The following is a 12,374-nucleotide window of genomic DNA, read 5'->3' as shown; positions in this document are numbered from 1 at the left end:
TCGAACTTATCAAATTAACCAACTTAAATCATGAAATGTTTACGAAGAATTTTTTTGTTGTCACCGCTGCTGCTTTGCCAGGCGGTAATGGCGCAGGATTCAACAGGTCTTTCGGGAACGCCGTACCAGGAGACCGCATTGGCTGCCGGCGAACATTCTCCATATCTATTTAAGGAATGGTACTCAGGTACTGTAAGGACCAGCGACGACCGCGTGCACGACGGTGTGCATATTCGCTATGATCTTACCAAAGACGAAATTGAGTACAAAAATGCCTCCGGTTTGTATCGTATTTCCTCGGGAGTTACCGAGTTTTCAATTCCTACCGGTACCGATCTATATATCTTTAAAAATGGTTACCCAGCAGTTTCAGGGCAGACTGAAAAAAGCTTTTACCGGGTTCTATACGATGGGAATACCAAACTTTTGAAAAAATATACAGCCCCCATCAAGGTGGAAAAAGCGAGCGCAACCCGGACTATGGATCCAAGTGCGAAGCTTTACATTTTGAAAGACGGCAAAATGAATCCTGTTCAATTGAGCAACAGAAACAGTTTTCTCAAATTATTGACAGACGAGAAAAACAAAATGGGATACGTGATCAGGGAGCAGCAACTGGATTTTGCCGGGGATGATGACCTGAGAGCCCTGCTGGAAGAATACGATTCTTACAAGGCGGGCCGGGGCGGAAACTGATCATTGTTTGTCCACAATCCAGCTATTTAAGTTGTTATACTTGGCTTCCAATACGATCTTAAAAAAGCCGGACGGGTACTTCGAAATATCCAGTTCGGTTTTTTCATTGGCTACATTCACCTCATCCATCAGAAAGTACAGGTCGTGCCCGCCTTTGTTGAAATGATTGGTAGTAGTGAGCCAGATCTTTACTTTTCCTTCATTGTTTAATGACTTCCAGCTGACATTGACTTTCCCTGATTCTTTGACAAGAGAGGGGTTAATGATGGAGATCTTCCCCGTGAACGAGACACCGTCTACTTCAAATGCCTGCTCTTTTGGTATCGAAACATTCATATGTCTGGCGACGGTTGGCATAATGCTCACGATTCCGGGGTTCTCTTTAAAGCTAGCATTCAGCTCTTTCGCATTGGTAACGATCCAGGTTCCCCGCTCACGATCGGACTGACCTCCATGGCCTTTTCCGGTTTTGCTGTCTCTTCCATGGTCGGTTGTGATGACTACCAGCCAATCCTCATTGAAGTTCTTTTCGCGAAGCTGCACTGCTTTCCACAGCCTGCCCATTTGTTCGTCCATTGTTTGAATGGCTTTATGAAACTGTTCACTATCGCCGTACCGATGGCCCATATCGTCGGTAAATTCCAGGTACACCCACGACATATCGGGTGCTTTGTCCTGAATGTAGGAAGCTGCCTCGTCTACTACCTTTTCATCGATTTTGTGAATGTACTGAGCTTCCTTATCGTGCTTGAAGTGAATGGTATCGAGCTCAAAACCATCGAATGAATAGTCTAGCTGTAATTTGTCAGTTTGAGGTAAGCCCTCCCCAACCAGCTTGGTACGGTTGTCGAGCCAGGTTGAGAAAACCGCTGTTCTTTTTTGCGGATATTGTTCTTCCAAAAACCGGAAAATGGTCCAGTAATGATAGTTTGGATCTTTAATATCATTGTCCCAAACATTGTGCTTATTCACCCAGGTACCTGTCAGGAGGCTGTTGTAGCCGACGGCGGATATCGTGGGTGTTTGAGAGTAAGTACCTTTGTCTCCACCTACATGAGCGCGGGTGTACCCCCCTACTTTCGCAATCGCGTCGAGGTTAGGCGTGGGGATTTTCTCCTTAGTGTCACTCGAAATGCCATCCACAATCACAAAAAGCGTCTTTTTAGCTTTGGTTTGACAAAAAGCATTGTTTTCGAAATTGAGCAATGCAAGCAGGGCAAAGAGGATAACACGGGTTTTCATACTGAAACGACAGGTTCGGAGGAAATAAAAATGCTCCCAAATTAACGGCAATTTCGCCGGATTAGGGAGCATTTCAAGACTAAGAAATTATTAAAATTATGGATTCGCAGGTGTTTCTGTCACCGGCGCCTCTTTTTTCTTTTTACCAAAAACGTAAGCGAGACCAAAATGGCTTTTCAAAACCCCGCTCGCAAAATCATCCTTCACGTACGGATTCAGCTCTAATACCAGCTTGATTCTCCTGTTTTGAGGAAGTGGCGCGATCCTTACACCGACATTGACCGAGTAACCATCGATAGTGATCAAATCTGCATCCGCGTCGGCAATTCTGTATAATGGATTGATCCGCAAACCGCCTCCCAGATACCATTGAACCACTTCTCCTCTTTTCAGATTGACCATCGGGAGAATGTCCACACTCAGACTGCTGAAAAGCGAATTGGTCTGAAAACGTGCATCCAGCCACACAGCTTTCTCAGGATTGGTGCTTATCGAAAGCAGGCTGCTCCACGGATAGTAACCTACCGACGCTTGCGCTTTCACTTTTTCGGGACTAAAAAAAAGCAGTAACGTCAGAACAAGAATGATCCTTTTCATCGAGGGGGTGATTAGCGACGGATTGCTTTGCCCAGCTTGCCGGCCGCCTGCATGGTATTCATTTTCTTCATCATTTTGCGCATCTCGTCGAATTGCTTGATCAGATTGTTTACCTGCAGAATGGACGTACCGCTACCGGTCGCAATTCGCTTTTTTCTGCTTCCGTCGATAATATCCGGGTTTTCTCGTTCTTTTTTGGTCATGGATTGGATAATGGCCTCAATCGGTTTGAAGGACTCATTGTCGATATCCAGATCTTTCATAGCACTACCCATTCCAGGGATCATACCGATCAGATCTTTCACATTACCCATCTTTTTGATCTGCTGTAGCTGGCCTAAAAAGTCGTCAAAATCGAATTTATTCTGACGCATTTTAGCATTAATGCGTTTGGCTTCATCTTCATCAAATGCCTGCTGGGCGCGCTCCACAAGAGATATCACATCACCCATACCGAGGATCCTGCTCGCCATCCTGTCTGGATAGAAAGAATCCAGGGCTTCCATTTTTTCGCCGGTACTGATGTATTTGATAGGCTTATCAACGATCTGACGAATGGAAAGCGCCGCTCCACCACGTGCATCACCGTCGAGTTTGGTCAATACCACACCATCGAAATTCAGCCTTTCATTGAAAGTTTTCGCAGTATTCACAGCATCTTGTCCGGTCATGGAATCCACGACGAACAAAATTTCAGAAGGCTTTAAAGCGGATTTAATGTCTGCAACTTCTTGCATCATGACCTCATCCACGGCCAGACGTCCGGCCGTATCGACGATCACGATCTTTTTCCCGACCTTCCGGGCGTAGGCCACAGCGTTTTGGGCAATGCTGACGGGATTTTTATTTTCAGGCTCCGAGTACACTTCCACACCTACCTGCTCGCCCAATACTTTCAACTGGTCAATCGCAGCGGGACGGTACACGTCGCAGGCTGTTAGCAATACCTGGCGGCCTTGTTTTTTTAATAAAGTAGCAAGCTTACCTGAAAAAGTGGTCTTACCCGAACCTTGCAAACCGGCGATCAAAATCACCGCAGGGTCGCCTTTAATGTTGATCCCCTCAGCCTGGCCACCCATCAGTTCAGTCAATTCTTCCTGAACGATCTTTACAAACATCTGCCCCGGCTCAACAGAGATCAATATTTTTCTGTCGAGTGCTTTTTCTCTGATCCGGTCTGTAATTTCCTTGGCAACCTTGAAGTTAACATCGGCGTCGACTAGTGCTTTGCGGACTTCTTTGGTAGTTGCGGCAACATTTATATCTGAAATCCTATCCTTTCCTTTTAGTGTGCGAAAGGCATTATTAAGCTTGTCCTGTAAGTTTTCAAACATGGAATGTTATGTATGATTTTATTCGAATTCACAAATGTACTGCTTTTACTGTTTTAATGCGACGCTAACCTCTGCTGGTTTAGGGGCCTGTATGCCATCCAATGCAAATTGCCGACTGATTCCTTCGTGCACATCGTAGTAAGTTTCCCAATAAGTAACGCTCGGGGTCCAGACACGTACATCAAAGAAAATCGCATTCTCGGTCAGTTTGGTAACCAAAATGTCATGTGAAATTTCTTTCAATGCAGTCGGACAGGCGTCTATCGCTTTTTGTACTGATGCCCGTATTTTATCCACACCATTCTGGCTGCCGGCCGCAAAAACCATATCTACCCGAATTTTACCTTTGCCCGAAATATTCGTGATCGGAGAGGTGGAAAGTGGGCCGTTTGGCAAAATGATCGTCTTGTTATCGGGAGTGACGAGAACCGTATTGAAAATCTGCACGCCCTCAACCGTGCCCGTAAATCCCTGCGCATTGATGAGGTCACCGACGCGATAAGGTTTGAAAATTAATATCAGAACCCCACCTGCAAAATTGGCAAGACTACCTTGCAACGCCAGACCTACCGCCAGACCTGCGGCCCCGAGTACGGCAACGAACGAGGAGGTTTCAATGCCAATGATTCCCGCAATGCTCAAAAGCAGCATCACATTCAGTAGTACTACAAGCAGCGAGCTTAGGAAAGGTTGTACATCAACGTCTACTTTCCTTCTGCTCATCACATTGGAGACAAGAGAACTTATTTTTCCAATAATGAGCCTTCCAATGATGAAGGCAACTAACGCAAGGGCGATTTTAGCTCCATACAAAGTAATTGCGGCACTTAGCTGTGCCCTGACAAGATCGTAGTTCATGTTGGTAGAAGTTTTGAGATTAGTGAACTTGGTTGAGTAAATGGTAAGGTTTTACAATGCAAAATCCGTCAATATTAACAGATTACCTAATACTATACGCAATTCCTCGACTCGAAATTATTCGACACCAAATGGGTCAATACGAAGAAAGGGTGAACCTGCAGATTGCCTGCCCGATTCACCCTCTTTCAAAATAATGATATTGTTTATTTGCTGAATTTCGCCTTTACCCAGCGGAACATTTTCTTTTCTTTTTCCCAAAAGAATGAGAATTGACCCAATAGGAAGCCGTAAAGCAATAAAAGACTCTGATATGTCGGGAAAATAAAGAGAATATAAGTGATGGTTTTCAGCCACATTGGTGTTGTTTCGTCATAGCCCAAAAGGTAAAAAAGCCCTTTTCTGAGCCAGACCACTGACGAGCCTGAAAGACTAAAAACGGCCAATACCAAAAGAACTTGCCTGGTTGTTTCCAATCCCCATTTTTCCTGCATTTTACCCAACCAGGGCTGTGCGTTTTTTTCTCCGCTTTGCATATTTATATTAATTGCCTGCTTTCAATTTTCTGCAAAGAAACAATGCGTCTCTCAATTTTCCTCGATTTTAATGAATGTTTAATCATGACTTTCGTCATCGGTAGTCTCATCTTTTTAAAAACACCAGCAAGCCTAATATGCTCACCAGCAAAACACAGGCGGCCGCGAAGGTCATGATACCGTCACGGGCGTTTTTACCTAAAAAATCAAATGCATTGTATTTATGTAAGAATGCAAAACTTAACCCCTCCCGCCGGTTGTGATCTTCCACTTTGGTGGACAATCGGCTTGTTGTCGTTTCAATGTAGTAGGTAGTATGCTCCGGCGTGTCGTAAGCCAGTTTTACAACCGGTAGTCGCTTGTTTACGAAACCGTACTCACCCGCGAAGCTCGTAACCATGGACGCTTTTTCTATCCCGGCATCAGAAATCGGCGATGAGATCTGCGCTTCCATCAGGTCGCAGCAGCTCGCGGCGTTACGTTCTTCCTGGGCTGCAAACTTCCGGGAAAGGTATTTGGCAAACCTAATATTACCGTCTTCCAGCTTTTTCCCGTCTTTAATGTTGGTGTAATCCACAACGGTTTCGTCGGTTTCCCAATCTTTTTTGACAGTTTGCCAAAAGATATTTTCTCCCCATTTGATCAGTCCAATGTTAGAAACGCCAGTCAGATCGATCATGGAAGCCTGGGCGACCGATTCGGTTTTGATCACCGGATCGTAAACATATTTCAACCGTTCATCGGGATCGAGCTTTTGCAAGACGTGATAAGCGCCCGAAAAGGCGAATGTGAATGTGACAATACTAGTCCAGATGCCAATGGAGCGATGGTACTTGCGCAACAGTCCGCGCTGGTTACCTGGCCTCGCGGGCTTGAATTTTTTCCACATTAAACCATAAATTACCACACCTGCCACCGCGGAGAAAACGATGAGGCTCAGGAATAGTACCATGATTGTAATCCTGAGCGTGTTATTGACTATCAGGTCCATAAATCCCCAGTTGTGAAATGTGCCGAATATCCAAATGAATGCTTTCCTGCCGCTATCATTAAACGTTGCAAAGCGGCTCTGACCGGTTTCCACGTAAACATCCATTTTGCGGTCATCGTCAAAACTGACTTTCCAGACCGGCAGAAAACGGTTCACGTATTTGTATTGATCGGTAAATTCAGTCAGGCGGGTGCTGGAAATAATTTTAGATTTCTGGTCGCCCAGCATGAAGCGGGCCATGTGTTGCGCGTATTGTTCATCGCCGTTTTTAAGCTCGGTGCCGGTCGCGGAATTGAAGTAATGTAATTGATCTTCAATGTCTTTCACCTGGAAATAACTGCTCCCTGCAAACTTCACAAGCCGGAAGTTCTTAAACTCAGTCACCTTGTTTTGTTTTAAAACATCTCCCAGCGACAGCTTTACGTCGGCTGGAAGTACAGTTTCCGCTTTGTAAAACTCATTGGGGATACTGGTTTTAAACCAATGCGACATAAACGGGTGCATCAGGCCGGACATCGTCCAGAACAGGGTAGGGACAATGGCGAATAAGCCCAGCGTTTTGTGCCAGCGATATATGTTCTTCCGGATCTTACTTTCAATTTTCTTTTTGAAAGAATCTTTCGGTTTTACATTGATTTCGTCGATCATAGCAATTCTTTTTTACCGGTGAATGTGTACTGGATTCCAAAAACAAATGTTCTTGGCGCCGCGGCGTTGTAGGTTGTGCGGTCGGTAGCGTTGTTTCCGCGTGTCGCATTGGTTGCATAAAGCACATCCGTGAGGTTTAGAATGTTAGAAAACACTTCTACACCTTTCCATTGATAACCTACCCGGAAATTGAGGATGTCGTAACCTTCATACTTCACCGAATTGATCTGATTTTGGTAGTAGGAAGCCACATGCTGCCATTCCACCGAGCTCCGGAAATTCTTGAACCATTTGGGATAATAACTGAATTCCGAGTTCCACATCCAGCGGGGCGACGACGGCATATCTTTTCCATTCACGTTTTTCAATGCGTCGGATTCTCGGCTGCTCAGGATAAATTCTTCGTACCGGTGAATGGCGCTGGTACCTCCAAAACGGAAGAAAAACTCTTTGGAGGGCTTGTAAGTCACACCAAATTCCACGCCACGATGCAGCGTTTTTCCTGCGGACTGATAGTCGTAAGAATTGTCAGGAAGCCTTACATTCAGCAATTCATTACGGCCATTCATTTGATAAAACGCCAGATCGAGATAGATTTTGTTATTCAAAACAGAAGCCCAGCCACCGATCTCCGCATTGTTGAACTGAGCTGGTTGTAAATTGTAGTAAAACAGATCACCATTTGGCAGCGGAACCGTACGTTTCCTGAAAACCGAAGTCAGGCCGGGAGGTGAAAAGCCTCTGGAATAATTGGCATAAATACCTTTTCCTTTGCCCAAATCATAGGTAGCGCCGATTTTCGGAGTGACTTTGCTGTACGATTTGCTCCCTGATGTGCTATCCAGAAAATTGGTATAACTGAACGACATCCGGTCGTAACGTACACCCGCAGAAACCCGTAACTTCGGCAAAATTTCAAAGTCATACTGCGCATAAGCCGCCGTGTTTTTGATATCAGCATCATAATCCGAATTCCTGATTTCAGGGCGTTCCTTAACAATGGTGTATTTCTCAACCGATTTTTTGTCTGGCCTCAACTGGGCAGCCAGATCCACTTGATATGACCAGTAACTCGACGGAGAAAAATCGAAAACGGCGCCTGTGATCAGTTTGGAATTCAGAAAATTGAAGCGCTGACTATGTTGCGCGATCAGGCCCAGGCTTTTGAAATCGTTGGAATTGATCTCTCCGCGGGCGGTTGTTTGTCCGGTTGTCCATCTGATACCGTAGTTGGGGTTTTGTCCGTGCTCATTTTTTCTGGCAAAAGCAGTAATGAATGATTGAGAACCATTTTTCCAGTCTTTTTCAAAAGTCAATCTGCTTCGTAGAGAGTTGGATTTGCGGTAAGTGAAATCCGTAGTACTCACATATTGTCTTGAATAAAACGCTACACTATCCACGCTTCCGCTGGTTTGCGAGTCGTATTTGCTGTAAGCCAGCGTATAAATGAGCCGCGTTGATGGCGAGAAATGATATTCGAGCCTCGCATTGATTGAGTTCTTGTCGTAGTCGGAGCTTTTCATCCAGGCATCCCGCTGCCGTGCCGTGAAGCCGCCCACGTACACTCCGAACTTGCCCATCATCGCCCCTGCGCCATATTGTAGCCGTTTGTAACCCCATTGATCGGCCTGAATACCGATTTTGGCAGTCGGTAAAATGGTAGGACGCTGGGTGATAAAGTTAATCGCCCCACCAACGGCTTCCGGGCCATAAATGGAAGAAACCGGTCCCTTCACTACTTCCACCGAGCTGATTGCAAACTGGTTAAATTCGAGAATGGAGTTATGATTAAAAACGCCCATCGGCCGGATCGGCACACCGTCTTCCATATATAGGAAGTAGGAATTGGTCGTGAAAGGCTGACGAATGGCCATAGAATGCTGCTCATTACCCAGATTCACCATCATCACGCCTGGGACTTTGTTGACGATCTCGTACATGGCGGTAGGTTTCGCCTCGTCGATCATTCTCGGGGTCAGTTTGGAGATCGCTATCGGGCTCTCGGTTCGCAATGCAGCCTCCCGGTTGCCAGTTACCACCACGGATTGCAGATTTTCGGAGGCAGCTTCGAGGCCAATCGTGATCGGTTTGGAGTCACTGACGATGATTTCTCGGGCAGAAAAACCAATGCTTGAAATTTTAATCGTCACATTGGTCTGGTCGCTATTGAGCAGGAAATGACCGTTGTTGTCAGTCGTAGTACCGACTTTGGAGTCGCTTAACTGGACTGTTGCGCCGGGTACTGGTTCTTTGGTCTGCGAGTCGAACACTTTGCCTTCAATGGTTTGGGCATGCGTTGTCAACGCGCAGATATACAGGATTATAGCCTGTAAAAATATTTTCAGGTTCATTGAGATTAATATAAAGATAAAAATTCAGCTAGGTATTATTTGACCTTTGAACTTATCTTTTGGGAGGACGCAGGAGTTTCGCTGCCGGAGCGGTATAACATTGCAGCTGATGGAAAAACCGGACTTTTTCCAGAAAAACAGCCGGTGAGGTTTCAAAACTGTAAGAATGAAAAGGCGAAGTGAATAGCTGAATAACGGGTGTATTCTGCACTTTTTCCGATGTTTCCTTATCCTGCTTTTCCTGCTGCTGTTTTAGTTTTTTGGCAAGATAACATTTCCCATTGCAATGCATTTGTGGCCGTGCGCGGTTCTCGCACAGAACTCTCGCAATGTAATCCCGGTTCAACTTGAAATACGCGATCGTCCCCCACGGGCTGAGCGTGGGCAGCATAATTGAGAAGAGCAATATGTAGGATATGACGGATCGCATTTTGGCATTCGGCTGTCGGCTGTCGGCTGTCGGCCTTTTTTGAAAGCCGATTGCCGAGTGCCGACAGCCTAAAAAGATGTCCCTACTCCTGGGTCTGAAAAACGTTTATCATTCATTAACTGATCATCATTGAGTGTTCTCAGAAAAGCAATGATCGATTGCTTTTCTGCATTGGAGAGCGCTATGCCACGTTTTTGACCCGCTACATTCAGCAAAGGATCAAGTGTTGGTGAAATGTAAATACTGTCTTTTCCACTGTTCTGATCATTGGCATAATGGTCGAGCACTTCCTGCAAAGTCGTGAAACGTCCGTCATGCATGTAAGGCGCAGTCAGGCCCACATTGCGCAGGCTCGGTACTTTGAATTTCAGCCGGTCGGCCTCATTCAATGTGATCGCATACCTTCCCTGGTCATTGATTTTGTTTGGTATCAAACCATTATTCCGAAAACTGAAATCCGTAAAAAGCTCGCTACTGTGGCAAGAGGCACATTTTTGCTTGAAAAGTGTCATTCCTGCCTTTTCCTGGGCGGTTAATGCGGAAGCATCGCCTTTCAGGAAGTAGTCGTATTTGGAAGTGGCTGAAACAATCGTCATCATAAACTGTGACAATGCTTTCATCATTCTGTCCGCATTGATTTCATCGGTTCCAAATGCTGCTTTGAACATTTTGGGATAATTAACCTGCTTGGCCGCACCTGCTACCGGGGTTTTACGGAGTTTTTCAATCACATTACCGACGCGCTCGCCCATTTCCACTTCGTTCTGAATCGGTACCGGCGGAACCATGTCCATATCATGCACGCCTCCATCCCAAAAGAATGATGTATTCCAGGCCATGTTCTGGACAGAGGGCGCATTTCTGGTTCCGAGCTGATCATCGACGCCGTGGCTAACGTCGTGTCCGTGATGTGTGAATGCGGCCACCTGCTGATGACAGGTACCACATCCGATTTTGTCTGTCCGGGAGAGGATACCATCGTAAAACAGAAAGCGGCCCAGCTCTACACCTTCAACGGTTAACGGATTTTTGGAAAGGTCGTAAACAGGATCTGGAAAATAGGCAGGCTTGGTCCATTGCAATGGCGTGGGTGTATTTCCGGAAGGCCCTGGTTCGGGATTGTCAGATTTACCGCCACAGGAATTCATGACCTGTGAGAGGAAAATCATCAAACCGAAAAGAAATACAACTTTTTTCATGCAATGACCTTAATTGGCGTCTATCTGGTCCAGACTGAACATACTCACATAATTGTCGGCAATGTTCTTTGAGATTGGGCTATACATAACGCTGGTATTAGCCTTGATGCTCAGCGTAGTGGGGCCATTGAAAACCCTCAAAATGTCAGCATTCAGATGAATTTCGGGAACAGCAGTATCCGTCACCTTCGCTTTTTGGCTTCCAAAATCGATTTTTGTGGTACGAATGTTGTTCAGCGTTTTTTCAGTCAATCCTCCAAAACCGCCTATATGGTAGTAAAACTTGCCGTTAGCAGAAGTTGCGGAGTCAGAATTACCTTCCAGTTTCAGGAAAATATATCCCGGGTTCCAGTCCCAGTACATAGCCTCCTCATTAGTAGGGCCCGAATCTTTATCCAGAATACCCTTGCGTTTCGATATATCCGAAACACTCCTGAGGCTGTCGACCCCGATTGTGAATTCGATCCCGGAATATTCGCCGGCCGGCACATTGTTAATGGTGACCAATTGAGAGGCTTCATTTGCCTCCCTGATCAGAAAATAACTTGAATCCTGCGGCACAACGAAATTACTGCCATCGGTTTTGATCAGCTTGATATTGGAGATAAAGTAGTTGAGCTTACTAACGGTAAACGGCTCTCCTGCCTGATTTACATAGGTTTCTGTACCTAATTTCAAGTCTTTGGAACCCATTTTGTTACTAAATGCGATCCTAAGCTTTCCATTTTCGGTCGGCGTCGTTGTGCCCGGATCGTCGTCGTCACAGGACAATACAAAAAGACTAACCACCGCTGCCAATGAGAGCGGCAATAGAAATGAAAATGTTCTTTTCATGATTCTATGGTTTATAAAAAAGAAGAGAAACAGAGGCCTACTCAATTCATAGAACTGAAAAAGGGCAGGATTTATGCGAAAATCAGCTCAGTGGCGGATGAAAAATATCATCGACCGCGACCTGCGGAGCAAAAGGAGAGGAATAATTGAAACTCAGACCAGGGAGATCTTTAAATGTGACAACTTGGGAGGCAAAACTGTAATACGTACGCTGATCCATCACATTGTCCAGCAGCTGGGACATGTAATTTTTTTCAGCCTGGCGCTTTTCCTGCTCGTCTAATGCCGCTATACGCTTGGCGAGGTAACATTTGCCATCGCAATTGAGCTGCGGACGATTGCGGTTTTCGCAGAGATTGGCGACAATGTAATCGCGGCGGATCTCGAAGTCGAGGTATAACAATGGTATCACCCACACTTTTACAAGCATGAGGCTCAGCAGGCTGAGGGAGATCCACGTTTTTTTCGAACTTCTCACAATAGCATTAACGAATCATTGGTGGAATTTTGCATACGAATTCCATTCATACTTCAAATGTAATCAAGAACCGTCAGGATAACTTTTCTGATTGTATTTTTTTATGAGATGAAATAATCGGCCTGCCAGGCGGATGGGTAATTTATGTTCTGATAAAGATAATATCGCGCGGATTATGGT

The 12,374-nt window shown here is 45.5% G+C and carries 12 protein-coding genes; 1 reads left to right on the top strand and 11 read right to left on the bottom strand.

Annotated elements, in window-relative coordinates:
• Window positions 1-30 precede the first annotated feature (30 nt).
• Window positions 31-696 (top strand): hypothetical protein, encoded by a 666-nt coding sequence (locus ON006_RS22715; protein WP_244822322.1) that lies wholly within the window; start codon window positions 31-33, stop codon window positions 694-696.
• On the opposite strand, the gene ON006_RS22710 is transcribed toward ON006_RS22715, so the two are convergent.
• The 11 genes from ON006_RS22710 to ON006_RS22660 all read right to left on the bottom strand — a co-directional run bounded on the left by ON006_RS22710 (window position 697) and on the right by ON006_RS22660 (window position 12,194).
• Window positions 697-1,938, bottom strand: coding sequence for an alkaline phosphatase family protein (locus tag ON006_RS22710; protein WP_244822321.1), 1,242 nt, complete (start codon window positions 1,936-1,938; stop codon window positions 697-699). It lies immediately after the preceding gene.
• A gap of 96 nt (window positions 1,939-2,034) precedes the next feature.
• Window positions 2,035-2,535 carry a hypothetical protein gene (locus ON006_RS22705; RefSeq protein ID WP_244822320.1) on the bottom strand — a complete coding sequence of 167 codons (501 nt, stop codon included), beginning with the start codon at window positions 2,533-2,535 and terminating at the stop codon, window positions 2,035-2,037.
• Window positions 2,536-2,546: 11 nt separating this feature from the next.
• Window positions 2,547-3,869, bottom strand: coding sequence for a signal recognition particle protein (gene ffh, locus ON006_RS22700; RefSeq protein WP_244822319.1), 1,323 nt, complete (start codon window positions 3,867-3,869; stop codon window positions 2,547-2,549).
• 45 nt (window positions 3,870-3,914) lie between these two features.
• Window positions 3,915-4,727, bottom strand: a complete 813-nt coding sequence (locus tag ON006_RS22695) for a mechanosensitive ion channel family protein (RefSeq protein WP_244822318.1) — start codon at window positions 4,725-4,727, stop codon at window positions 3,915-3,917.
• 206 nt (window positions 4,728-4,933) lie between these two features.
• A complete protein-coding gene (locus ON006_RS22690; RefSeq protein WP_244822317.1) occupies window positions 4,934-5,263 on the bottom strand; it encodes a DUF6787 family protein in 330 nt (109 codons plus the stop codon).
• Between the two features lie 106 nt (window positions 5,264-5,369).
• A complete protein-coding gene (locus ON006_RS22685; protein WP_244822316.1) occupies window positions 5,370-6,902 on the bottom strand; it encodes a PepSY-associated TM helix domain-containing protein in 1,533 nt (510 codons plus the stop codon).
• Window positions 6,899-9,253 carry a TonB-dependent receptor gene (locus tag ON006_RS22680; protein ID WP_244822315.1) on the bottom strand — a complete coding sequence of 785 codons (2,355 nt, stop codon included), beginning with the start codon at window positions 9,251-9,253 and terminating at the stop codon, window positions 6,899-6,901. Before ON006_RS22680 ends, ON006_RS22685 begins: the two co-directional genes overlap by 4 nt.
• 52 nt (window positions 9,254-9,305) lie before the next feature.
• Complete coding sequence (locus ON006_RS22675) at window positions 9,306-9,683, bottom strand: hypothetical protein (protein ID WP_244822314.1); 378 nt, start codon at window positions 9,681-9,683, stop codon at window positions 9,306-9,308.
• Window positions 9,684-9,751: 68 nt separating this feature from the next.
• Window positions 9,752-10,882: a cytochrome-c peroxidase gene (locus tag ON006_RS22670; RefSeq protein WP_244822313.1), complete on the bottom strand. Its 1,131-nt coding sequence runs from the start codon at window positions 10,880-10,882 to the stop codon at window positions 9,752-9,754.
• Window positions 10,883-10,891: 9 nt separating this feature from the next.
• On the bottom strand, window positions 10,892-11,716 hold the full coding sequence (locus tag ON006_RS22665) for an MbnP family protein (protein WP_244822312.1): 825 nt from the start codon (window positions 11,714-11,716) through the stop codon (window positions 10,892-10,894).
• Window positions 11,717-11,798: 82 nt separating this feature from the next.
• Window positions 11,799-12,194 carry a hypothetical protein gene (locus ON006_RS22660; RefSeq protein ID WP_244822311.1) on the bottom strand — a complete coding sequence of 132 codons (396 nt, stop codon included), beginning with the start codon at window positions 12,192-12,194 and terminating at the stop codon, window positions 11,799-11,801.
• Window positions 12,195-12,374: the final 180 nt, after the last annotated feature.

This window comes from Dyadobacter pollutisoli, from assembly GCF_026625565.1.
Taxonomy (GTDB): Bacteria; Bacteroidota; Bacteroidia; order Cytophagales; family Spirosomataceae; genus Dyadobacter; species Dyadobacter pollutisoli.
Note: the sequence above shows the minus strand (reverse complement) of the source record. Positions and strands in the feature narration are given on the sequence as shown.

Coding starts and splice junctions, on each gene's coding strand:
- ON006_RS22705 (WP_244822320.1), bottom strand. CDS start 2,535: ATGAAAAGGATCATTCTTGTTCTGACGTTACTGCTTTTTTTTAGTCCC.
- ON006_RS22715 (WP_244822322.1), top strand. CDS start 31: ATGAAATGTTTACGAAGAATTTTTTTGTTGTCACCGCTGCTGCTTTGC.
- ON006_RS22675 (WP_244822314.1), bottom strand. CDS start 9,683: ATGCGATCCGTCATATCCTACATATTGCTCTTCTCAATTATGCTGCCC.
- ON006_RS22685 (WP_244822316.1), bottom strand. CDS start 6,902: ATGATCGACGAAATCAATGTAAAACCGAAAGATTCTTTCAAAAAGAAA.
- ON006_RS22670 (WP_244822313.1), bottom strand. CDS start 10,882: ATGAAAAAAGTTGTATTTCTTTTCGGTTTGATGATTTTCCTCTCACAG.
- ON006_RS22690 (WP_244822317.1), bottom strand. CDS start 5,263: ATGCAAAGCGGAGAAAAAAACGCACAGCCCTGGTTGGGTAAAATGCAG.
- ON006_RS22665 (WP_244822312.1), bottom strand. CDS start 11,716: ATGAAAAGAACATTTTCATTTCTATTGCCGCTCTCATTGGCAGCGGTG.
- ffh (WP_244822319.1), bottom strand. CDS start 3,869: ATGTTTGAAAACTTACAGGACAAGCTTAATAATGCCTTTCGCACACTA.
- ON006_RS22695 (WP_244822318.1), bottom strand. CDS start 4,727: ATGAACTACGATCTTGTCAGGGCACAGCTAAGTGCCGCAATTACTTTG.
- ON006_RS22680 (WP_244822315.1), bottom strand. CDS start 9,253: ATGAACCTGAAAATATTTTTACAGGCTATAATCCTGTATATCTGCGCG.
- ON006_RS22710 (WP_244822321.1), bottom strand. CDS start 1,938: ATGAAAACCCGTGTTATCCTCTTTGCCCTGCTTGCATTGCTCAATTTC.